General features: G+C 60.6%; 22 protein-coding genes and 2 tRNA genes. 14 read left to right on the top strand and 10 right to left on the bottom strand.

Annotated features, from left to right (window positions below):
- Positions 1 to 162 precede the first annotated feature (162 nt).
- Positions 163 to 1,089 (bottom strand): LysR family transcriptional regulator, encoded by a 927-nt coding sequence (locus tag GST84_16465; GenBank protein ID XGB13837.1) that lies wholly within the window; start codon positions 1,087 to 1,089, stop codon positions 163 to 165.
- A gap of 140 nt (positions 1,090 to 1,229) precedes the next feature.
- Between GST84_16465 and GST84_16460 the strand changes: the two genes are divergently transcribed.
- The 3 genes from GST84_16460 to GST84_16450 all read left to right on the top strand — a co-directional run bounded on the left by GST84_16460 (position 1,230) and on the right by GST84_16450 (position 4,402).
- Entirely contained in the window at positions 1,230 to 2,459 is a 1,230-nt protein-coding gene (locus tag GST84_16460) for an acyl-CoA dehydrogenase (GenBank protein ID XGB13836.1), read from the top strand.
- Positions 2,460 to 2,622: 163 nt separating this feature from the next.
- Positions 2,623 to 4,020, top strand: a complete 1,398-nt coding sequence (locus GST84_16455; GenBank protein XGB13835.1) for a PAAR domain-containing protein — start codon at positions 2,623 to 2,625, stop codon at positions 4,018 to 4,020.
- Positions 4,013 to 4,402: a hypothetical protein gene (locus tag GST84_16450; GenBank protein ID XGB13834.1), complete on the top strand. Its 390-nt coding sequence runs from the start codon at positions 4,013 to 4,015 to the stop codon at positions 4,400 to 4,402. The genes GST84_16455 and GST84_16450 overlap by 8 nt, the downstream gene beginning before the upstream one ends.
- 7 nt (positions 4,403 to 4,409) lie before the next feature.
- On the opposite strand, the gene GST84_16445 is transcribed toward GST84_16450, so the two are convergent.
- On the bottom strand, positions 4,410 to 5,474 hold the full coding sequence (locus GST84_16445) for a TerC/Alx family metal homeostasis membrane protein (GenBank protein XGB13833.1): 1,065 nt from the start codon (positions 5,472 to 5,474) through the stop codon (positions 4,410 to 4,412).
- Positions 5,475 to 5,795: 321 nt separating this feature from the next.
- Between GST84_16445 and ahpC the strand changes: the two genes are divergently transcribed.
- From ahpC to GST84_16430, 3 genes are all read left to right on the top strand, one after another.
- On the top strand, positions 5,796 to 6,359 hold the full coding sequence (gene ahpC / locus GST84_16440) for a peroxiredoxin (GenBank protein ID XGB13832.1): 564 nt from the start codon (positions 5,796 to 5,798) through the stop codon (positions 6,357 to 6,359).
- 124 nt (positions 6,360 to 6,483) lie between these two features.
- Positions 6,484 to 8,046 (top strand): alkyl hydroperoxide reductase subunit F, encoded by a 1,563-nt coding sequence (gene ahpF, locus GST84_16435; protein ID XGB13831.1) that lies wholly within the window; start codon positions 6,484 to 6,486, stop codon positions 8,044 to 8,046.
- A gap of 167 nt (positions 8,047 to 8,213) precedes the next feature.
- Positions 8,214 to 8,402: a hypothetical protein gene (locus GST84_16430; GenBank protein XGB13830.1), complete on the top strand. Its 189-nt coding sequence runs from the start codon at positions 8,214 to 8,216 to the stop codon at positions 8,400 to 8,402.
- A gap of 4 nt (positions 8,403 to 8,406) precedes the next feature.
- Here GST84_16430 and GST84_16425 read toward each other — a convergent pair whose 3' ends face one another.
- The 3 genes from GST84_16425 to nhaR form a co-directional block, all read right to left on the bottom strand.
- Positions 8,407 to 9,054, bottom strand: a complete 648-nt coding sequence (locus tag GST84_16425; GenBank protein ID XGB13829.1) for a DUF480 domain-containing protein — start codon at positions 9,052 to 9,054, stop codon at positions 8,407 to 8,409.
- An 88-nt stretch (positions 9,055 to 9,142) separates the two neighbouring features.
- The gene (sstT, locus tag GST84_16420; protein ID XGB13828.1) at positions 9,143 to 10,354 is read right to left on the bottom strand and encodes a serine/threonine transporter SstT; all 1,212 of its coding nucleotides are present in this window, start codon (positions 10,352 to 10,354) and stop codon (positions 9,143 to 9,145) included.
- A 97-nt stretch (positions 10,355 to 10,451) separates the two neighbouring features.
- Entirely contained in the window at positions 10,452 to 11,345 is an 894-nt protein-coding gene (gene nhaR / locus GST84_16415; GenBank protein ID XGB13827.1) for a transcriptional activator NhaR, read from the bottom strand.
- A gap of 132 nt (positions 11,346 to 11,477) precedes the next feature.
- Here nhaR and GST84_16410 point away from each other — a divergent pair, with 132 nt between their 5' ends.
- Together GST84_16410 and GST84_16405 are read left to right on the top strand one after the other, a co-directional pair.
- Positions 11,478 to 11,717 (top strand): hypothetical protein, encoded by a 240-nt coding sequence (locus tag GST84_16410; protein XGB13826.1) that lies wholly within the window; start codon positions 11,478 to 11,480, stop codon positions 11,715 to 11,717.
- A gap of 28 nt (positions 11,718 to 11,745) precedes the next feature.
- On the top strand, positions 11,746 to 12,498 hold the full coding sequence (locus GST84_16405) for a TerC family protein (GenBank protein XGB13825.1): 753 nt from the start codon (positions 11,746 to 11,748) through the stop codon (positions 12,496 to 12,498).
- Between the two features lie 129 nt (positions 12,499 to 12,627).
- Here GST84_16405 and GST84_16400 read toward each other — a convergent pair whose 3' ends face one another.
- On the bottom strand, positions 12,628 to 12,807 hold the full coding sequence (locus tag GST84_16400; protein ID XGB13824.1) for a hypothetical protein: 180 nt from the start codon (positions 12,805 to 12,807) through the stop codon (positions 12,628 to 12,630).
- A 166-nt stretch (positions 12,808 to 12,973) separates the two neighbouring features.
- On the opposite strand from GST84_16400, the gene GST84_16395 reads away from it, so the two are divergent.
- Positions 12,974 to 13,708 carry a peptidase C39 family protein gene (locus GST84_16395; protein ID XGB15789.1) on the top strand — a complete coding sequence of 245 codons (735 nt, stop codon included), beginning with the start codon at positions 12,974 to 12,976 and terminating at the stop codon, positions 13,706 to 13,708.
- 89 nt (positions 13,709 to 13,797) lie between these two features.
- On the opposite strand, the gene GST84_16390 is transcribed toward GST84_16395, so the two are convergent.
- On the bottom strand, positions 13,798 to 15,081 hold the full coding sequence (locus tag GST84_16390; GenBank protein ID XGB13823.1) for an FAD-dependent oxidoreductase: 1,284 nt from the start codon (positions 15,079 to 15,081) through the stop codon (positions 13,798 to 13,800).
- 203 nt (positions 15,082 to 15,284) lie between these two features.
- Between GST84_16390 and GST84_16385 the strand changes: the two genes are divergently transcribed.
- The 4 genes from GST84_16385 to GST84_16370 all read left to right on the top strand — a co-directional run bounded on the left by GST84_16385 (position 15,285) and on the right by GST84_16370 (position 16,888).
- A tRNA-Val gene (locus tag GST84_16385) sits at positions 15,285 to 15,361 on the top strand.
- Between the two features lie 171 nt (positions 15,362 to 15,532).
- A tRNA-Val gene (locus GST84_16380) sits at positions 15,533 to 15,609 on the top strand.
- 131 nt (positions 15,610 to 15,740) lie between these two features.
- Positions 15,741 to 16,310 (top strand): SPOR domain-containing protein, encoded by a 570-nt coding sequence (locus GST84_16375; GenBank protein ID XGB13822.1) that lies wholly within the window; start codon positions 15,741 to 15,743, stop codon positions 16,308 to 16,310.
- A gap of 152 nt (positions 16,311 to 16,462) precedes the next feature.
- Entirely contained in the window at positions 16,463 to 16,888 is a 426-nt protein-coding gene (locus GST84_16370; protein ID XGB13821.1) for a GTP pyrophosphokinase, read from the top strand.
- 3 nt (positions 16,889 to 16,891) lie between these two features.
- On the opposite strand, the gene GST84_16365 is transcribed toward GST84_16370, so the two are convergent.
- From GST84_16365 to GST84_16355, 3 genes are all read right to left on the bottom strand, one after another.
- On the bottom strand, positions 16,892 to 17,584 hold the full coding sequence (locus GST84_16365) for a deoxyribonuclease (GenBank protein ID XGB13820.1): 693 nt from the start codon (positions 17,582 to 17,584) through the stop codon (positions 16,892 to 16,894).
- A 6-nt stretch (positions 17,585 to 17,590) separates the two neighbouring features.
- Entirely contained in the window at positions 17,591 to 17,833 is a 243-nt protein-coding gene (locus GST84_16360) for a DUF1654 domain-containing protein (GenBank protein XGB13819.1), read from the bottom strand.
- A gap of 215 nt (positions 17,834 to 18,048) precedes the next feature.
- Positions 18,049 to 19,137 carry a type II asparaginase gene (locus tag GST84_16355; protein ID XGB13818.1) on the bottom strand — a complete coding sequence of 363 codons (1,089 nt, stop codon included), beginning with the start codon at positions 19,135 to 19,137 and terminating at the stop codon, positions 18,049 to 18,051.
- A gap of 401 nt (positions 19,138 to 19,538) precedes the next feature.
- On the opposite strand from GST84_16355, the gene GST84_16350 reads away from it, so the two are divergent.
- Positions 19,539 to 20,498 carry a substrate-binding domain-containing protein gene (locus tag GST84_16350; GenBank protein XGB13817.1) on the top strand — a complete coding sequence of 320 codons (960 nt, stop codon included), beginning with the start codon at positions 19,539 to 19,541 and terminating at the stop codon, positions 20,496 to 20,498.
- Positions 20,499 to 20,510: the final 12 nt, after the last annotated feature.

The raw sequence follows: 20,510 nt of genomic DNA, 5'->3' as shown, positions 1-20,510 counted from the left end.
CGGCAATCATTGACGTAAGCGTACCCGCCAGCAGCGCGATATTTTTCACTTCCTTTGGTTCGATTCTCGATGCTTATAGAAAAAAATTCTCTTTCTAAGACATTGCATGGAATTTTCTACTTTTTTGGGTGAGGTGCCATAAATGGCCCCTCGCCAGCTTATTCAGGCGGGCTCCAGCGCCTTCTCTTCCTCGGCCACCACGCGCTCGCACAATTCGGTGATCTGTTCGCGCATCCAGCGGTTGGCCGGGTCCTGGTCGGTGCTTTCATGCCAGTACAGGTGCGTTTCCAGTGCAGGCACCTCCACCGGCAGCGCCTGATAACGCAACTGATGGCGACGGGCGAAGCGCTCGGGAACCGTCATGGCCATGTCGGTCTGCTGCAACACCTGCGACGCCATGAGGTAGTGTTGCGAACGCAGGGCGACCTTGCGTTGCACACCCATCTTGCCCAGCGCCAGGTCGACGTAACCCAGGCCGTTGCGTCGGCTGGAAATATGGATATGGGTCATGCCCAGGTAGCTGTCGAGGGTCAGCTTGCTGTCGGCCAGCGGGTGGCCCTGGCGCAGGGCGCAGACATAGCGGTCCTGCATCAGTTTGATGTGGCGCACCTGCGGGTCGGTGTTCAGTGGCGCGTCGATGGCAAAGTCCAGGCGGCCGGCCGCGAGTTCCTTGGTGGTCTCGCGGCGCTTGCACAGGAAACTCTCGATCATTACCGCCGGCGCCAGGCGGCGCAGGCGCTGGAACAGCGGCGGCAAGATGACCGCTTCGGTCAGGTCGGTCATGCTGATGCGGAAGGTCTTGTTTGCCTGCTGCGGATTGAACGTGCGGCTTTCCTGCACCGAGGTCCGCAGCAGCGCCAGTGCGTTGCGCACCGGGCCGATGATGTTCTGCGCCATGGGTGTGGGCACCATGCCTTGCGCGGTGCGCACGAACAGCGGGTCATTGAAGGTTTCGCGCAGACGCGACAGGGCATTGGACACTGCCGGCTGAGTAATGCCGACGATCTGCCCGGCGCGGGTCAGGTTGGCTTCGGTGTAGATCGCATCGAACACGATGAACAGGTTGAGGTCGACCTTGCTGAGGTTCATGGGCGCCGCTCTTTGTTGGAGTTATCGGTCGATCATATATCGGTTATGAATGTTTATACACGCGGAAAATAGACTAGGTGGATGGAGCAATGCTGCTCTAGGCTCTGCTCCACGTACTCCGAACTGTGAAGGTAGCCCTGATGGATTTCGCCTATTCACCCAAGGTCCAGGCACTGCGCGAGCGTGTCACTGCGTTCATGGACGCCCATGTCTACCCTGCCGAAGCCGTGTTCGAGCGCCAGGTCGCCGAGGGTGACCGCTGGCAGCCCACTGCAATCATGGAGGAACTCAAGGCCAAGGCCCGCGCCGAAGGGCTGTGGAACCTGTTCTTGCCAGAGTCGGAATACGGCGCCGGCCTGAGCAACCTGGAGTACGCACCGCTGGCAGAGATCATGGGCCGCTCGTTGCTCGGGCCGGAGCCGTTCAACTGCTCGGCGCCGGACACCGGCAACATGGAAGTGCTGGTGCGCTATGGCAGCGAGGCACAGAAACGCCAGTGGCTGGAGCCGCTGCTACGCGGCGAGATCCGCTCGGCGTTTGCCATGACCGAACCGGACGTGGCCTCCTCGGACGCCACCAACATGGCTGCTACCGCCATACGGGACGGTGACGAGTGGGTAATCAACGGCCGCAAGTGGTGGACTTCCGGCGCCTGCGACCCGCGCTGCAAGGTCATGATCTTCATGGGCCTGTCCGACCCTGAAGGCCCACGCCACCAGCAGCATTCCATGGTGCTGGTGCCGACCGACACGCCGGGCGTGAAGATTGTCCGCCCGCTGCCGGTGTTCGGTTATGACGATGCGCCCCATGGTCATGCCGAAGTCCTTTTCGAGAATGTGCGGGTTCCGTACGAAAACGTGATCCTTGGCGAAGGCCGCGGCTTCGAAATTGCCCAGGGCCGACTGGGCCCAGGCCGTATCCACCACTGCATGCGCTCGATCGGCATGGCCGAGCGCGCGCTGGAGCTGATGTGCAAGCGCTCGGTGGAGCGCACTGCCTTTGGTCGGCCACTGGCACGCTTGGGCGGCAACGTCGACAAGATCGCCGACTCGCGCATGGAAATCGACATGGCCCGACTGCTGACGCTCAAAGCGGCCTACATGATGGACACCGTCGGCAACAAGGTGGCTCGTAGCGAGATCGCCCAGATCAAGGTGGTGGCGCCGAACGTGGCCTTGAACGTGATCGACCGGGCTATCCAGATACATGGCGGGGCAGGGGTAAGCGGCGATTTCCCGCTGGCCTACATGTATGCCATGCAGCGCACCCTGCGCCTGGCTGACGGGCCGGATGAAGTGCACCGGGCGGCGATTGGCAAGTACGAAATTGGCAAGTATGTGCCGGTGGAGATGTTGCGTAGCGGGCGGTGAACGCGTCAGCCTGCCCCGGCCCATTCGCGGGTGAACCCGCGCCTGCAGTGATTGCGCAAAGTCCTGCAACTTGTAGGACGTATCTGAATTTTGGCTGATGCCACTTGTATCTCCCTTGCTGGTGATAGGTTTCCAACCTGAGTCAAGTACAGGGAGTTCATATATGCGCGTCAATCTAGAGGGAAAAGGTCAGGCGGTAGATGGCGATATCACCACAACGGGTGCTGTCTGTATTGCGACCGGGGCCGGCTACCTAGATGAAGGCCGAATGGTGCTCCGTGAAGGCGACCACACCACGCCATGCCCTCTTTGTGGGCAGGCGGGAACTGTCGCCGAAGGTGTGGATCACTTTATTTCAGATGGCCAGCGGGTGGCTATGGATGGTGCGTTGGTTGTCTGTGGCTGTTCGCCGGGCACCAACCGGGTAGTCGCGCCCTTGTATGAGGCTCCGCCGTCCATGCACTCCATTGCAGGGCGTGCCAATACCCACGCTGCCGAGCTGTCACCCACCTTCAACCCCGAGCGCTTCTCCCAACCGGTAATAGGTGCACTGCCTGGCACGCTGGAGCCTGGCTTCTACGTGGTTCCACGACGCATGTCGTTTCCCCAGATACTGCTTCAACTGGCCGGTCACGATTCCACGTTGCCGATCTCACGGTTACAGCGGCTCAACCCCACGTATGCGCAAGGGTTCAAAGCTGGGGAAATTTTCGTTATCGGTGATCCTGACAATGGAAATGCCTGCACGCGCGAAGAGGGAGAGCTTATGGCGGCGGCGCAGCATGCGCGGCGTGCGCTGGAAGCACTCGACTACGTCGAAGCGGATTTCATGATGCAGCACCAGGCCGAAATCGCCGGCTTGCTCAGCAACGCCAGTCTGTCCATGGGCGTGGGCAAGGACATGCTGGATCAAGGCTTGAAACAAGTAAGCAATACCTTGACCAGCATCGAGCAATTGCACCAGCGTGAGTTCATGCACAATGGCCATTTGAATAGTCCGGGTTTCTTCGCCGAGCGCAGGCGGTTGTTGCAGCAACTGGATGGCCAGTTGAAAGCGGCGTTGCTTAATAAGCAACTGAATCTGGGGAGCTATGAGCGGCTGAAGAAGAGCTTGCGTATCTCTACCAAGAGCCTGGTGCACCATTGGTCGAAAGCGGGCGGACCGGGGCAAATTCCGGGGTATGCGACACATCTTGAGAAGGTGGCGCGGTTAAGTAAGTACCTTCAATACGGAGGGTATGCAGCGATTGGGCTGGGCGGGACCTCGTCTTATCTGAAAGTAAAAGAAGTCTGTCGGGCCGGGGAGACTCGTGCTTGTCGAAAGGTTCGGTTTACTGAAGCGGGAAATTTTGCAGGAGGTCTAACGGGAGGGTTGGTAGGCGCCTCTGGTGGAGGTGCTGCAGCAGCTGCGTTATGCGGTATTTTTGCGGTGGGTACCGGTGGGTTTGGTGCAGTGTGCGGGATTGCGATCGTTGGCGCCGCCTCTTCTGCAAGCGCTATTGGTATTGGCGCCCTCGGAGAGCGGACCGGTGAATTCCTTCATGAGGTGACTGATGATTGACTTTGACAATTGGTCCCCATTGTTGCAAATAGTATTCCTGAGTGCGCCTTTCGTCCTGGGCCTTGCGGGGATCGCTATCAATGTGAAAATTGCTTTGTCGAGTGATTTTGATGTCGCCCTTTCAGCGATCACGAGCAACCCCTATCTTGAGCAGATGAAACCCGTATGGGGCGGACGAAACCTAAGGCATCGATGCCTACTGATGAGTACAGTAAGCGCTTTGGTCACATTCCCAAGGCTACATTTACGCCTCGGATGGTTGAACGAAGCGGAGCTTGACAATTTCCCCCCAAAGTTGAGGCGAGATATGGGAGCAGCCCTTTGGCTGATCTTGATTGCCTCACTTTGGGGAGCGGTTGGTTACTTCATCATCAAGCAATGATTGCAACTCAGACCCGCAACTGTGGGTCATTCTTCTTTTGTCCCGTTGTTTTCTTATCGTTAGCTGCTTTTTCTATCGTCTTTTCGTCTTTATTCAACGTCTGCCCCCGCGTCTTGATCAACGAAATCACCACCCCACCCAGCAACAACCCGAATGTCACGCCCAGTGACAGCAGCGCCGGCACCTTGCCCACCATGCCGTGGTAGAAAATCTTGCAGCCAATGAAGATCAACACCAGTGCCAGTGCGTACTTGAGGTAGACGAACCGGTGCATCAGCGCCGCCAGCGCGAAATACAGCGAGCGCAAGCCGAGGATGGCGAAGATGTTGGAGGTGTAGACGATGAACGGGTCCTGGGTGATGGCGAAGATCGCCGGCACGCTGTCGACGGCAAACACCAGGTCGGCCAGTTCGATCAGTACCAGTGCCAGAAACAGCGGGGTGGCATAACGCAGCGCCTTGCTGTGCCCGGCCGGGGTGTGGCGTACGAAGAAGTGCGAGCCATGGATCTGGTCGGTAACCCGCATGTGCCGCCGCACGAACTTGAGGATCGGGTTGTTGGCCAGGTCCGGGCGGCTGTCTTCCTTCGACAGCGCCATTTTCACCCCGGTAAACAGCAAGAAGGCACCAAAGATGTACAGCACCCAGGCAAAGTTCTGTACCAGCGCCGCGCCCACGCCGATCATGATGGCCCGCAGGAACACCACGCCCAGGATACCCCAGAACAGCACGCGGTGCTGGTAGCGGCGGGGGATGGCGAAGTAGCTGAAGATCATCGCCATGACGAACACGTTGTCCATCGACAGCGACTGTTCGACCAGGAAACCGGTGTAGAACTCCAGCGCAGACTGCGCACCCAACTGGTACCAGACCCCCGCGCCGAACAGCACACCGACACTGAAATAGCCCGAATACAGCAGCAGGCTCTCGCGCATTTCAATTTCCCGGTCGTGGCGGTGCAGCACGCCCAGGTCGAGCACCAGCAAACCGATGACGATGGCCATGAACACCAGCCACAACCAGGCGCTGGTACCGAGGACAGGTGTTGTGAGGAATGCTTGCAGAGCTGTCATGAGCCCCTCCTTGAATGTCGACGTTGCATGGCAACAGTGATCCGACATGGCGGCTTGGCAGCCGTCAGAGGGGCCCGGTATCACATGAGCTTGAGCCTAGACCCGTTTGCCAGTGGTGCCGAATGGGTAGCTGTTACATTTCTTTGCCAGTGCAGCGCTCAAGCCCGCAATCCTTTGCTCAGCCCTTTCCCTTCTATTAAATAACCCCGGTTATAGCCAAAACCAATCGAAAGCATGAGCTTTGCCAATGAGCCTTCAGCGGGATGATTAGTTAGGATTCTATCCATCAACTGATTCCAACCCCATGAAGGAGCGTCTCTCATGCCAATCATCAACAGCCAGGTCAAACCCTTCAACGCCACCGCCTACCACAAAGGCGAGTTCGTTCAGGTCAGCGAAGCCGATCTGAAAGGCAAGTGGTCTGTCGTGTTCTTCTACCCGGCCGACTTCACCTTCGTTTGCCCGACCGAGCTGGGTGACCTTGCTGACAACTACGCCGAGTTCCAGAAGCTGGGCGTGGAAATTTACGGTGTTTCCACCGATACCCACTTCACTCACAAAGCCTGGCACGACACTTCCGACACCATCGGGAAGATCCAATACCCGCTGATCGGTGACCCGACTCACGTCATTTCGCGCAACTTCGACGTGCTGATCGAAGAAGCCGGCCTGGCCGACCGCGGTACCTTCGTGATCAACCCGGAAGGCCAGATCAAGATTGTCGAGCTGAACGACGGTGGTGTAGGCCGTGATGCTGCCGAACTGCTGCGTAAGGTCAAGGCTGCCCAGTACGTTGCCGCTCACCCAGGCGAAGTGTGCCCGGCCAAGTGGAAAGAAGGCGAAGCCACTCTGGCGCCGTCGCTGGACCTCGTAGGCAAGATCTAAGGTCATGCCCATAACGCGGGCGGTAAGCAGCCGCCAAAGCTGAAATACCTACCGCCCCGTCAAACGCCCGGGCGACCTCGCCTGGGCGTTTTTGTATCCGAGTTTTGAAAAAGGAATCGCCCGTATGTTGGACGCCACGCTTAAATCGCAACTGAAAACCTACCTGGAGCGGGTCACCCAGCCGATCGAGATCGTTGCCTCCCTCGACGACGGCGCGAAGTCCCGCGAATTGCACGACCTGCTGGTGGAAATTGCCGGCCTGTCGAACCTCATTACCTTCAGCGCGGACGGTACCGATGCCCGTCGCCCTTCGTTCTCGCTGAACCGCCCGGGTGCCGATATCAGCCTGCGTTTCGCCGGCATCCCCATGGGCCACGAGTTCACCTCGTTGGTGCTGGCGCTGCTGCAAGTCGGCGGCCATCCGTCAAAGGCCAGTGCCGAAGTGATCGAGCAGATCCAGGCCCTGGAAGGTGAATTCAACTTCGAAACCTACTTCTCGCTGTCGTGCCAGAACTGCCCGGACGTGGTCCAGGCGTTGAACCTGATGGCGGTACTCAACCCCAACGTGCGGCATGTTGCCATCGACGGTGCGCTGTTCCAGGACGAAGTGGAATCGCGCAAGATCATGGCGGTACCGAGTATCTACCTGAACGGTGAAGTGTTTGGTCAGGGCCGTATGGGCCTGGAAGAAATCCTTGGCAAGATCGACACCAACGCCGGCGCCCGCCAGGCCGAGAAGATCAACGCCAAGGATGCCTTTGACGTGCTGGTTGTCGGTGGTGGCCCCGCTGGCGCCGCTGCTGCCATCTACGCTGCCCGCAAGGGCATCCGCACCGGTGTTGCCGCCGAGCGCTTCGGCGGCCAGGTGCTGGACACACTGGCCATCGAGAACTTTATCTCGGTGCAGGAAACCGAAGGGCCGAAGCTGGCCACGGCGCTGGAAGAGCACGTCAAACAGTACGACGTCGACATCATGAACCTGCAGCGCGGTGAAGCGCTGATTCCTGCTGCCGAGGGCGGTCTGCACGAAGTGCGTTTGGCGGGGGGCGCTTCGCTGAAGGCCAAGACTGTAATCCTGGCCACCGGCGCCCGCTGGCGCGAAATGAACGTGCCAGGTGAGCAGGAGTACCGCAGCCGCGGCGTGGCCTACTGCCCGCACTGTGACGGCCCGCTGTTCAAGGGTAAACGCGTGGCGGTGATTGGCGGCGGCAACTCGGGTGTGGAGGCGGCCATCGACCTGGCCGGTATCGTCGCCCAGGTGACGCTGATCGAGTTCGACAGCCAGCTGCGTGCCGATGCGGTGTTGCAACGCAAGCTGCACAGCCTGCCGAACGTTAACGTGATCACCAGCGCGCTGACCACCGAGGTGCTGGGCAATGGCGAGAAGGTGACCGGCCTGCGCTACAAGGACCGCACCACGGATGAACAGCACGAAGTGGCACTGGAAGGCATCTTCGTGCAGATTGGCCTGTTGCCCAATACTGACTGGCTGAAGGGCACCGTCGAGCTGTCGCCGCGTGGCGAAATCATTGTCGACGCCAAGGGCCAGACCAGCATCCCCGGTGTGTTTGCCGCCGGTGACGTGACTACCGTGCCGTACAAGCAGATTGTCATTGCGGTGGGTGAGGGGGCCAAGGCATCGCTGGCGGCCTTTGACCACCTGATTCGGACTTCGGCACCGGCGTAAGCCTGTACCGGCCCTTTTCGCGGCTAAAGCCGCTCTCGCAGGACTGCGCAGTTGTTGAAACTGTGAAAATCCCTGTAGGAGCGGGTTTACCCGCGAAAGGGCCGGTTCAAGCAAAGCAGCACCTGAAGGTGTCTATGCTTACAGCAGACCTCTCAGGAACCACACCCATGACCCTGATCAGCCGCGAACCCTGGTGGCTAGTCCCCCCAAAGCCCGGGGAGCAAGAGCAGGACCTGCACTGGGGCTACCTGGAAATCTACGCCGACGGTCGCGCTGTGTTCGTCGACCAGCGCCCCACTGACCGGGAACTGGCCGAGCGCAAGAGCTGCCGCAATTTCCCCGACCCCGAACCGTGACGGCTCAGCCTTCCAGTTCGGCCAGGCGCGCTTCCAGCGCCGCAATGCGGGCTTCGAGGGCTTCGATGCGGTCTTCTGACACACTGCCGCCACTGTTGCGCGCGCCGCCTTCCTGTTGGCGTGCAGCGAGAATCGCCTCGATTTCCGCCGGGTCGCCCAAGGCATGGGTGTAGCGGTCTTCACGCTGGCCGGCCTGACGTGGCAGGTGCAAAGCCAGGTCCCGCGAGATCAGGCGCTCCAGCTGATGCTGGATCTGCTCGGTGTCGTCAAAGTCGTGCAGGCGGTTGCTACGGGTCAGCAGTTCGTTGAGGGTTTGCGGGCCCCGCAGGAACATCAGGCCCATCAACACCAACTGTGCTGGCACCAGCTCCAGTGCCTTGTCTACCCGATGTTCCCAGCGGTCGGCACGGCTGCCCATCTGCAGGCGGGTCATGCCCTGACCTTCGAGGGCGCGCAGCGCCTGGCCGACCTGGCCTTGGGTGAGGTTCATCACCGGCTCGCGGCTGGTCTTCTGGTTGCAGGCCAGGACCAGGGCATTGAGGGTCAGCGGGTAGCTTTCCGGGCTGGTGGCCTGCTTTTCGATCAGCGAGCCGAGAACGCGGATCTCGATGCTGTTGAAGCGGCCTTCACCTGCGGTTTCGTGTTCTGACATGGCCCTGTCTCGTGGCTGGGGAAAGGCCACTAGGGTAGGTAATGCCATCGAGTAAGGCAATTGGGGCCGCAATGCGGCCCCGGCGCGCTTAGCCGTTACGCCGCTCTTCAGCCTGACACGCCGCCGCAGTGAACAGCACATCGGTCGAAGAGTTCAGCGCCGTTTCGGCCGAATCCTGCAACACGCCAATGATGAAGCCCACCGCCACTACCTGCATGGCAATTTCGCTTGGGATGCCAAACAGGCTGCACGCCAGCGGAATCAGCAGCAGCGAACCCCCGGCCACGCCCGAGGCGCCGCAGGCGCACACTGCCGCCACCACGCTGAGCAGCACGGCAGTTGGCAGGTCTACCTGGATACCCAGGGTATGCACTGCGGCCAGGGTCAGCACGGTAATGGTGGTTGCCGCGCCGGCCATGTTGATGGTTGCGCCCAGCGGGATCGACACCGAGTAAGTGTCTTCATGCAGGCCGAGTCGTTCCGACAATGCCATGTTGACAGGGATGTTGGCGGCCGAGCTGCGGGTGAAGAACGCAGTAATGCCGCTTTCACGCAGGCACAGCAGCGTCAGTGGGTAGGGGTTGCGGCGGATCTTCCAGAACACGATCAGCGGGTTCATCACCAGCGCCACGAACAGCATGCAGCCAATCAGTACCGCCAGCAGGTGCAGGTAGCCGAGCAGGGCGTCCAGGCCAGACTGTGCCAGGGTGGAGCTGACCAGGCCAAAAATGCCCAGCGGGGCGAAGCGGATGACCATGCGCACGATCAGGGTGACGCCATTGGACAGGTCTGCGACCACGGTGCGGGTGGTTTCGCCGGCATGGCGCAGGGCCACGCCCAGGCCGACGGCCCAGGTCAGCACGCCGATGAAGTTGGCATTGAGCAGGGCATTGACCGGGTTGTCTACCGCGCTCAGCAGCAGGTTCTGCATTACCTCGGCGATGCCGCCTGGCGCGCTCAGCGTGGCTTCGCTGGTGCTTAGCGCCAGGTGCGAGGGGAACAGCATGCTGGCAACCACGGCCACCACTGCAGCGGCAAAGGTGCCCAGCAGGTACAGCCAGAGGATCGGGCGAATGTGGATTTCCTGGCCGTGACGATGGTTGGCGACCGAAGCCATGACCAGGATGAACACCAGCACAGGCGCAACCGCCTTCAGGGCACTGACGAACACCTTGCCAAGAAAGGCCAGGTCACGGGCGATGGCAGGTGCCAGCAGGGCGAGGGCGATACCGGCGAGCAAGCCGATGACGATCTGGGTCACCAGGCTGGTGCGGTTGAGGAGGCGGAGAAAAGGGGTCATGTGCAGCGGTATCTCGGAATCTGGAAAGGGCGGACTTTACCATAGAGCACCTATGGCGCATGCCGGGCTGTGTTCGTAGTCAATCAGGCTTTTACGGCTACCAGTGAAACAACTCCCGCCGCGCCCCCTCGGTAATCGCCACGATCCCTGGGTGCTTGACCTTGCGCTCCACCGAAATGGCATAGAACGATTCGTGCACGGCTTCGGTCTGCCCGATCAGTTGCACGCCATACTGACGGCACACCTCTTCGGCGATTACGCTGGGAGCAACGAAAATGCCGCTGCCCGATTGACCGAACGCTTGCATCAAGGCACTGTCATCGAACTCCCCCACGATCCGTGGTTGCACCTGCTGCTCGCCCAGCCACCGCAGCAGGCGGCTGCGTACCACGGTCTCCTGGCCGGGAACAAGCAGCGGAGCATCCTGCAGACACGCTGGAAAAGGACCGTCCAGCCGTTGTACCAGCGCCGGTGTGGCGAAGAAGCTCAGCCCGCACTCGCCCAGCTTCTGGCTGTAGCCCTTGATGTCCAGGTGGTTGGGCATGGGGCTGTCGGAAATCACCAGGTCCAGGCGCTGGATAGCCAGGTCTGCCAGTAACCGCTCAAGTTTGTCCTCGCGGCAGTTGATGCGCAGCACCTCCTCCAGATCCATGGTCGGTGCCAGCAGGCGGTAGACAATGGATTTGGGCACCACGTCAGCCACCCCCACACGAAACAGGATCTGCTCCTGAGGGCCGGCGCGCAGCATGGCTTCAAGCTCGCTGCCAATCTGAAACATCTGTTCTGCATACACCAGGGCCTGGCGGCCGGTTTCGGTCAGTTCCAGCTGCCGGCCGGCGCGCTGGAACAGTTCCAGGCCGTAGGTTTGCTCGAACAGGGTGATCTGCCCGCTGATGGTTTGCGGTGTGAGGTTCAGCTGTTGGCTGGCGCGGGTGATGCTGCCCGTCTTGGCCACGGCCCAGAAGTAATGCAGCTGGCGATAGTTAAGCACCGTCGGTCGTTCCGATTCGTAAAAACCGAAGTATATGCCATGAAAATACGAATTTTCCTGAACTATTGCCGTCTCTAGAATGCACGGCTACCAGGCGCCATGCGCCGCCGGGTTATTTCAAGCGAGGACACCATGCTGCAATTCAAATCCATTGGCACCCCGTTGGTGCTGGCTTTGGCCCTGTTCACCCTGGCAGGCTGCGACCAGGCCGAGAAATCCGCCCAGCAGATGCTCGACCAGGCGGCGCAGTCGGCCAAGCAGGCCATCGACGACACCAACAAGGCTGCCCAGCAGGCGCTGAGCGAAGCCATCGGCAGCGAAGGGCACAAGCCCAAGGATGCCGAGAAGAAAGAAGAAACCCAGGAAATCTGACCCCAACCGACGCTGCAGGATTTGAACAATGGAATATTTGCTGGAACTCGCCGCTAGCCCGACCGCCTGGGTTGCCCTGGCTACGCTGGTGGCCATGGAAATTGTACTGGGCATCGACAACCTGATCTTCATCTCGATCCTGACCAACAAATTGCCGGTGGAGTACCGCTCCAAGGCGCGGCGTATCGGTATCAGCATGGCCTTGGTCATGCGGCTGGCCTTGCTCAGCACCGTGGCCTGGATCGTTCAGCTGACCGACCCGGTGTTCGAAGTGTTCGGCAACACCTTCTCGTGGAAGGATGTGATCCTGATTGCCGGTGGTCTGTTCCTGCTGTGGAAGGCGACCAAGGAGATTCACGAAAACGTCGACCCGCATGGCGCCAAGGAGGAAGCCAAAGTCTCCTCCACGGTTACCCTGGGCTTTGCTGCGGCGATCTTCCAGATCCTGCTGCTGGATATCGTCTTCTCGGTCGACAGCATCATCACCGCCGTGGGCATGACCGAGCACCTGCCTATCATGATTATCGCCGTTATCACTGCTGTGATCGTGATGATGGTGGCAGCCGATCCGCTGGCCAATTTCATCAACGACAACCCGACCGTGGTCATGCTGGCGCTGGGTTTCCTCATCATGATCGGCATGACGCTGATCGCCGAAGGCTTCGGCGCCCATGTACCCAAGGGCTATGTGTATGCCGCCATGGCGTTCTCGACGGCTATCGAGGTCCTCAACATCCTGGCCCGCCGGGCGCGTTTGAAGCGTGAAGCGGCTGAAGGTTGATGTAAAAAAGGCGTTTTGCGCCCCCCCTCACGGACAAGCCCGCTCTTACAGGTACCTCGCGTCCCACTGGCATTGCGAAATACCTGTGCAGCGGGCTTGTCCGTGAGTGGGCTTCAGAAAATCCTGAGGTTAGCTCACCCCGGCATGCCGCCGCGCCCGTGATACCGGCTGTGGCCTTGGCGGGGCCTGCGGTGGCAGGTGGTGATGGTGTGCATGACGCCGCACGATACGCAGTACACCCCACAGCATGGCGGCTGCGACGCTTAGCCACATGCCTACCAGCATGAGTATTGCCATGGTCAGGCTCATCTGTGCCTCCATCTCTACGGCAAGCGCTTGATTGGCCCGCGTTTACCTTCCAGACACTGCTTTAGTCTAGCCCTTCGCCTGTGACGTTCCATCGAACAATGGTCGATCTCTAGTGCCGATTCGCTCCAAGGCGCTGTCGGACTATACCCGCGCGGCTGTCGGACCTATGATCGGTGGCCAGAGCCGGGCGCTGCCTGCCTGGCGTTGGAACAAGCGAGTGTCCATGGAGCAACATTCCTTCAAGGCTGCCCCCCGACGGCTACTGGCCGCCTGTCTGCTGGCTGCCACCCTGGCCGGCTGCGCCAGCGCACCGCCCGGTAACCTCAAGGGCCTGCCGCAGCGGGTCGAAATCAGCAGCGTGCCGTTCTACCGTGGCAACGCCAACCACAGCGGGGCCATGGCGCTGGCGGCAGTGCTGTCGCAGCAGGGGGCGCCTATTACGCCGGGCTTGCTGGATAAGCCGCTGAACCTGCCTCAGGGCGCCGAAACGCTGGATACCGCTATTCCCCGTGTGGCGCGGGACTACGGCAGGGTGGTGTACCCGCTGGACAAGCAACTGGACGCGCTGTTGACCCAAGTGGCGGCGGGCAACCCGGTGCTGCTGCGTTACGAGGAAGGTTCGGCCTGGTGGAGCGAGCCGCGCTATGCGGTGTTGATGGGGTATGACCGTTACAAGCAGCGGGTGCTGCTGCGCTCGGGCATGCACCGGCGGCAGATGATGGCATTCGATGACTTTGCATCGGCGTGGGCAAAGCAGGGGAGTTGGGCGGTGCTGGTGCAGCCACCTCGGCAACTGCCGGCTCAGGTTGATCGCCAGCGGTGGTTGCATGCTGCGGATGAACTGGCCAAGGCGGGGCAAGAGATTGCGGCGAAGCAGGCGGTAAATAGCCTGAACAAATAGCGCTGCCAGTGCCTGCCCCTTCGCAGGTAAGCCCGCGCCCACACGGACTGTGCAATAGCACAAATCCTGTGGGCGCGGGCTTGCCTGAATCAGAAGCCCAGGCGGTCGCGCAGGCTGTAGTACCAGGCACCGATGGCGCTGAAGGGTACGCGCAGCATCTGGCCACCCGGGAACGGGTAGTGCGGCAGGCCGGCAAAGGCGTCGAAGCGCTCTGCCTGGCCGCGCAGGGCCTCGGCCAGTACCTTGCCCGCCAGGTGGGTATAGGTCACGCCGTGGCCCGAGCAACCCTGCGAGTAGTAGATGTTGTCGCCGATCCGGCCAACCTGTGGCAGGCGCGACAGGGTCAGCAGGAAGTTACCGGTCCAGGCGTAGTCGATCTTCACGTTCTTCAGCTGCGGGAAGGCCTTGAGCATTTTCGGGCGGATGATCGCCTCGATGTTGGCCGGGTCACGCGCGCCGTACACCACGCCGCCACCGAAAATCAGGCGCTTGTCGCTGGTCAGGCGGTAGTAGTCGAGCAGATAGTTGCAATCCTCGACGCAGTAGTCCTGCGGCAGCAGGGTGCGTGCCAGTTCTTCGCCCAGTGGCTCGGTGGTGATCACCTGCGTGCCGCATGGCATGGACTTGGCGGCCAGCTCGGGTACCAGGTTGCCCAGGTAGGCGTTGCCGGCAACGATGATGAACTTGGCGCGGACCTTGCCCTGCGGGGTATGCACGACCGGGTTGGCGCCACGCTCGATGCGCACGGCCGGGGTTTGCTCATAGATGATGCCACCCAGCGACTCGACCGCGGCAGCTTCGCCCAGGGCCAGGTTCAGCGGGTGGATGTGGCCGCCGCTCATGTCGAGCATGCCGCCAATGTAGCTGTCGCAGGCAACCACTTCGCGGATGCGCTTCTGGTCCATCAGCTCCAGCTGATTATGGCCAAAGCGTTCCCACAGGCGCTTTTGCGATTCCAGGTGGCCCATCTGCTTGCTGGTAAGGGCGGCGAATACGCCACCATCTTTCAGGTCGCACTGAATGTTGTACTTGGCCACGCGCTCACGAATGATGCGCCCGCCCTCGAAGGCCATGTGGCCCAGCAGTTGTGCCTGCTTGGGGCCAACGGTGCGTTCGATGACATCAATGTCGCGGCTGTAGCTGTTGACGATCTGGCCGCCGTTGCGGCCCGATGCGCCAAAGCCGACCTTGGCCGCTTCGACGATGCTTACCTTGAAGCCGTTCTCCAGAAGGAACAGGGCGCTGGACAGGCCGGTGTAGCCGGCACCGATGATGCACACATCGGTTTCCACCTCACCCTGCAGCGCCGGACGTGGCGGCACCGGGTTGGCCGAGGCGGCGTAGTAGGACTGGGGGTAGGGGGTGTTAGCCATGCTGCAGGAACCTCGTGTTTTATATTTTTAACGAATGTACCGATGCTATCAATAATAATAAACACCCGCTAGTCGTCTGGTGAAAATCCTTTACGGGGCCCCCCTCAGTCAGCCTCTCTATAAAGAGTTTAAGATTCAGTAGGTTAGCGCGAAAAAAAGTGTTGACAGGGTTTTTGTAATGCGTAGAATGCGCACCACACGACAGGCACATAGCTCAGTTGGTTAGAGCACCACCTTGACATGGTGGGGGTCGTTGGTTCGAGTCCAATTGTGCCTACCAAATCGAAAAAGGGGTGATCCGAAAGGGTCACCCCTTTTTTCATTGTCCATTGCCATGCGGGTCGAAAACCGCGGTATGGGCACGAAGCGCTTGCATGCGAAAGTTTTTGATTTTTCTCAAAAAAAAGCTTTACAGGTACGCATCGGATCACTAATATGCGCACCACACGACAGGCACATAGCTCAGTTGGTTAGAGCACCACCTTGACATGGTGGGGGTCGTTGGTTCGAGTCCAATTGTGCCTACCAAATCGAAAAAGGGCGATCAGAAATGATCGCCCTTTTTGCATTTGCGCCCGAAGCAGCGTGTAACGTTTGGTCGCGGTTCGGGCATACCCCGGCGTGCTAGAATCCGCCCCTTCGAATCTGGAGGTACACGCGTGCGCAAACTGGCTGTGGTAATGGCAGTGCTCGCCCTGGCGGGCTGTGAGAACGAGGTCGAAGGCGTGCACAAGCAGGTGGCCGAACACCTGCACAACCCCAAGACCGCCAAGTTCGGTAACGTGCGGATCGACACCCAGGGCACCATCTGCGGTCAGGTCCGCGGCAAGGACGATGCCGGGCAGTACGAAGCCTACCGCAGCTACGTGGCGATCAAGCGCGATGGCCAATACGACATCATCGTCGACGATACCGGCAATAACCTGCGTATCCGCGAGCTTTGCGGCGGCGCCGATCTGCAGCGGCGTGCCGAGGCCCTGGCAGGCCAGCCGGCGCCCCAGGGTTGGGATGTGGAAGTGGTGCAGGGCGCCAACATGGGGGCGCTCAGCGACATGACGGCGCGCCTGATCGAAAAGGGCATCCCGTCTTCGGTGGAGTACCGCGACGGCAAGCCGGTGGTGCTGCTGGGGCCGTTCCCCACCCGCGAAGAGGCGCAAGCGCGCAGGGACGAAGTGATGGCCAAGCTGGGTACCGATTCAGTGGTCATCCAGCACGGCGCATCACGCTAGGGCCTGTTTTCAACGCGGCATAAACAAGTATCAAGGCTTTTCCTTCAGAGCCTAAGCCTGGGCAGAGGCGCCGCCGCCAAGGCTTGTGTCAGGCGCCTTTCACACAAGTTTGGCTATGCTTGGGTGGGTAGCTGCCAAACGGGGAGGGCCTCATGTCTACACTGGAGCGGGCCATTGCCGTGGCCGCCAGGGCGCATGAAGGGCAATACGATAAGGGTGGGGCGGCTTATATCCTCCACCCGTTACGCGTGATGATGCGGGTTTCCACACCTGAACAGCGGATTGTGGCGGTGCTTCACGATGTGATCGAAGACACCCCGCTGACCCTGTCCGACCTGGCGCGTGAGGGCTTCGCGCTGAAAATCCTGGCCGCGTTGCTGGCGCTTAGCCGCCGCGAGGGCGAACCTTACCAGGATTTCGTAGTGCGACTGGGCGGTGATCCGTTGGCGCGCACCGTCAAGCTGGCCGATCTGGCCGACAATAGTGACCTCTCGCGCATCCCCTGCCCGGGCCCCGCTGACCTGGCGCGGCTGGCCCGTTACCGGGAAGCCAGCGCCTACTTACAAACGCTGGCCTGAGGATCAACCGCACGCCTTGAGGTTGACCGGCCCCACGAACGCGTTTCCCCGCCCCATCACGCAGGCGACCTGTTGGTTGCGTTGCCGCTCCCAGGCTTGCGGCGGGTAGGTCTTGTTCCAGGCCTCGAAAAGCTGGCGGTCCTGTTTGGACAGGCGCAGGTTGTACTGCTTGCTCATGTAGAAGTAGGTGCGGGCGATCATGCCGCGGATCGACGGGCGCGGCATCACCTTCCTCGCCTTGAAGTCGACCTGGGTCAGGCAGCGGCCATACTGGCCGCGTTGCTCCGGAAGCCAGCCGAAACTGAAGTTGCTGCGGTCGCCGTTGACCTCACCGATGCTTGGCACCAGGTTGTGCAGGTCGGCTTCGGCGCGCTGGTAGACTTCGTCATGCTGCGAGCACTGCTTGCGCCCGCCACTCTGCCAGCATTGGCGCTGATGGCCGATCTGCCAGGCGGGTACGATGTGTTCCCATTCGATGCGCGAGGCGCGCCGGGCATTCTTGCGTGGGGTATAGCCGCATGACGCCAGGTCGACCTTGTTGCCCTTGTATTTGCACCCGCAATAGAACTCGGTCGATTGCGGTGCATAGAGCTTCCAGGCGACCTTCTTGGCCTCCTGGAAAGTGCGCGGGGCGTCGGCTTGAGCAAACGGCGTGGTCAGTAACAGGCAAGCGGCTGCGAAAAGCGAAACTCTCATGCGCAGTCAGTCTTCCTTTGGTACGGTCCAGAAAATCTGCACGCCGCCATCGTCACGGTGGGCGAGGGTGACGTTGTCGTTCTCGGCAATCTCCTGAAGCAGGGTTTCCCAGTCATCCGGGCTTTCCTGTTCCAGGCGGAAGATCAGTGCCGCGCGGCTGCGCTGGGCGGTGGGGCTGTTGATGATCTTCTGGATGCGTACACCCAGCTGTTCATAGCTGCTCGGGGTGGCGGAGGCGGTGCTGGACACAGGAATTTCCTTGTTTTTGCTGTATGCACGTACAGTATTTCACTGTAAGTAAATTCGCAACAGCTTGTCAGGAGAAATCCAGCGTTGGCCTGTAAACCATGAGGCCGGTCAGAAAGGTAAGCGATGTCGCCGGTTTTTTACCCTCAGTGTCTGTGCGGTTCAGGCGAGGGCAGTGAGGCCCTCAGAGCCGGCGCACCGGCCCTGAGGGGGAGCACTCAGTATTCCCAGAAGATGCGCTGCAGCTCCTTGCTGTCCTGGGTCTTGGTCATTGCCACCATCGCCAGGATCCGCGCCTTCTGCGGGTTCAGGTCGTGAGCCACGACCCAGTCGTTTTTGTCATCCGGCTGTTCGGCGTTGCGCAGTACGAAACCACCCTGGTTGACATGCGACGAGCGGATGATCTGCACGCCGTTCTTGCGCAGTTCCTGCAGCGCCGGGACTACCCGCGACGATACCGAACCGTTGCCGGTACCGGCATGGATCAGCGCCTTGGCGCCGTTCTGCGCCAGCGCCTTGTAGGCGGTGTCGGTGACGTTGCCATAGCCATAGGCAATGTCCACCTGCGGCAGGCTGCTGATCTGCTTGATGTCGAACTCGGAATTGACCGTATGGCGCTTGGCCGGCAGGCGGAACCAGTACGATTTGCCTTCCACTACCATGCCCATCGGGCCCCAGGCGCTCTTGAAGGCTTCGGTCTTGATGTTGACCGCCTTGCTCACGTCGCGGCCGGACTGGATCTCGTCGTTCATGGTCACCAGCACGCCTTTGCCACGCGACTGTTTGTCGCTGGCTACGGCCACGGCGTTGTACAGGTTGAGCATGCCGTCGGCGGACATGGCGGTACCCGGGCGCATCGAGCCGACCACCACGATTGGCTTGTCGGTCTTCTCTACCAGGTTGAGGAAGTAGGCGGTTTCTTCGAGGGTGTCGGTGCCGTGGGTGATGACGATACCGTCGACGTCCTTGCTTTCGGCCAGCTCGGCGACGCGCTTGCCCAGTTTCAGCAGGTCGTCGTTGCTGATGCTCTCGGAGGCGATCTGCATCACTTGTTCGCCGCGTACGTTGGCGATGTCGGCCAGTTCTGGCACGCCGGCGATGAGCTTGTCGACGCCCAGCTTGGCAGCCTGGTAAGTGGCGCTGTTGGCAGCGCTGGCACCGGCCCCGGCAATGGTGCCGCCGGTGGCGAGGATGACCACGTTGGCCAGCTTTTGTTGGGTTTCGGCTTCCTTGGCCGAGGCGCTGGTTGGCAGGATCAGCAGCAGGGCGAGTGCGCTGGGGGCGAAGGTTTTCAGTGCGGCATTCATCGTTATTGTTCTCGCTTCCTAGTGAGATAGTTATTGAGTCGCGCTCGGCTACAGGCACTTTTCGTACCAAGGCGCCACGTGCGCCAGGGTTGGGACGGCCGTGCGCTGCAATGGGCTGTGTAGCAGCCCCGGCAATGCGTGGTGTTGCACCGAGTCGAGGGCGCCGCGCGACGCATTCGTGACGCGAGACCGCGCCTGCAAAAAGGGGGGACTGCATTCGCAATTCCGAACAAAAAAAGGTAAAGGTGTTCGGTTTTTCGGAAAATCTGCATAATCGGTCTCAGCAGCACTCTGGCCTCCGATAGCCAAACGGATTTGACAAACAACGGTCCTGTTACCATAGTTGGTCAGCGCAAACGTTTGCGATCCGATAAAAAACACAAGATTCGGAGTCATCGTCCATGAAGCTGCCGTTCGCCGGTCGTCTGCTGGCCCTCGCTGTCATTTCCTCGCTTAGCCTCGCCTTGCCATTGTCTGCTGCCCACGCCGAAGACAAGCCCAAAGTCGCCCTTGTCATGAAGTCGCTGGCCAACGAGTTCTTCCGCACCATGGAAGACGGCGCCAAGGACTACCAGAAGTCCCACGCCGACGAGTTCGACCTGATCGCCAACGGCATCAAGAACGAAACCGACACTGGCGAGCAGATCCGCATCGTCGAGCAGATGGTCAATGCCGGCGCCAAGGCCCTGGTCATTGCGCCGGCTGACTCGAAGGCACTTGTGTCGGCGGTGAAGAAGGCCATGGACCAGGGGGTGGTGGTGATCAATATCGACAACCGTCTGGACCCTGATCTGCTCAAGAGCAAAGGCATCAGCGTTCCCTTCGTCGGCCCCGACAACCGCAAGGGCGCGCGCCTGGTTGGCGATTACCTGGCCAGCCAGAAGCTCAAGGCCGGCGACCAGGTGGGCATTATCGAAGGGGTGCCGACCACCACCAATGCCCAGCAGCGCACCGCCGGCTTCAAGGACGCCATGAATGCCGCGCAGATGAACATCGTCTCGGTACAAAGCGGCAATTGGGAGATCGACAAAGGCAACGCCGTCGCTGCCTCCATGCTAAACGAATACCCCGACCTGAAGGCCTTGCTGGCTGGCAACGACAGCATGGCCCTGGGCGCTGTGTCCGCCGTGCGTGCCGCTGGCAAGACCGGCCAGGTGCAAGTGGTGGGCTATGACAACATCAATGCCATCAAGCCAATGCTTGCAGACGGTCGCGTGCTTGCCACCCTCGACCAGGCCGCCAGCCAGCAGGCGGTGTACGGCATTCAGGCGGCGCTGAAAATGGTCAAGGGCGAAAAGCCTGATGTGGATGCCGACAACGTCATCCAGACCCCGGTCGAACTCATCACCAAGAAGCCCTGATGCTGCCAGGAG

Source organism: Pseudomonas putida, assembly GCA_041879295.1.
Lineage (GTDB): Bacteria > Pseudomonadota > Gammaproteobacteria > Pseudomonadales > Pseudomonadaceae > Aquipseudomonas > Aquipseudomonas putida_Y.
Note: the sequence above shows the minus strand (reverse complement) of the source record. Positions and strands in the feature narration are given on the sequence as shown.

Coding starts and splice junctions, on each gene's coding strand:
- GST84_16465 (XGB13837.1), bottom strand. CDS start 1,089: ATGAACCTCAGCAAGGTCGACCTCAACCTGTTCATCGTGTTCGATGCG.
- GST84_16460 (XGB13836.1), top strand. CDS start 1,230: ATGGATTTCGCCTATTCACCCAAGGTCCAGGCACTGCGCGAGCGTGTC.
- GST84_16455 (XGB13835.1), top strand. CDS start 2,623: ATGCGCGTCAATCTAGAGGGAAAAGGTCAGGCGGTAGATGGCGATATC.
- GST84_16450 (XGB13834.1), top strand. CDS start 4,013: ATGATTGACTTTGACAATTGGTCCCCATTGTTGCAAATAGTATTCCTG.
- GST84_16445 (XGB13833.1), bottom strand. CDS start 5,474: ATGACAGCTCTGCAAGCATTCCTCACAACACCTGTCCTCGGTACCAGC.
- ahpC (XGB13832.1), top strand. CDS start 5,796: ATGCCAATCATCAACAGCCAGGTCAAACCCTTCAACGCCACCGCCTAC.
- ahpF (XGB13831.1), top strand. CDS start 6,484: ATGTTGGACGCCACGCTTAAATCGCAACTGAAAACCTACCTGGAGCGG.
- GST84_16430 (XGB13830.1), top strand. CDS start 8,214: ATGACCCTGATCAGCCGCGAACCCTGGTGGCTAGTCCCCCCAAAGCCC.
- GST84_16425 (XGB13829.1), bottom strand. CDS start 9,054: ATGTCAGAACACGAAACCGCAGGTGAAGGCCGCTTCAACAGCATCGAG.
- sstT (XGB13828.1), bottom strand. CDS start 10,354: ATGACCCCTTTTCTCCGCCTCCTCAACCGCACCAGCCTGGTGACCCAG.
- GST84_16410 (XGB13826.1), top strand. CDS start 11,478: ATGCTGCAATTCAAATCCATTGGCACCCCGTTGGTGCTGGCTTTGGCC.
- GST84_16405 (XGB13825.1), top strand. CDS start 11,746: ATGGAATATTTGCTGGAACTCGCCGCTAGCCCGACCGCCTGGGTTGCC.
- GST84_16400 (XGB13824.1), bottom strand. CDS start 12,807: ATGAGCCTGACCATGGCAATACTCATGCTGGTAGGCATGTGGCTAAGC.
- GST84_16395 (XGB15789.1), top strand. CDS start 12,974: ATGATCGGTGGCCAGAGCCGGGCGCTGCCTGCCTGGCGTTGGAACAAG.
- GST84_16390 (XGB13823.1), bottom strand. CDS start 15,081: ATGGCTAACACCCCCTACCCCCAGTCCTACTACGCCGCCTCGGCCAAC.
- GST84_16370 (XGB13821.1), top strand. CDS start 16,463: ATGTCTACACTGGAGCGGGCCATTGCCGTGGCCGCCAGGGCGCATGAA.
- GST84_16365 (XGB13820.1), bottom strand. CDS start 17,584: ATGAGAGTTTCGCTTTTCGCAGCCGCTTGCCTGTTACTGACCACGCCG.
- GST84_16355 (XGB13818.1), bottom strand. CDS start 19,137: ATGAATGCCGCACTGAAAACCTTCGCCCCCAGCGCACTCGCCCTGCTG.
- GST84_16350 (XGB13817.1), top strand. CDS start 19,539: ATGAAGCTGCCGTTCGCCGGTCGTCTGCTGGCCCTCGCTGTCATTTCC.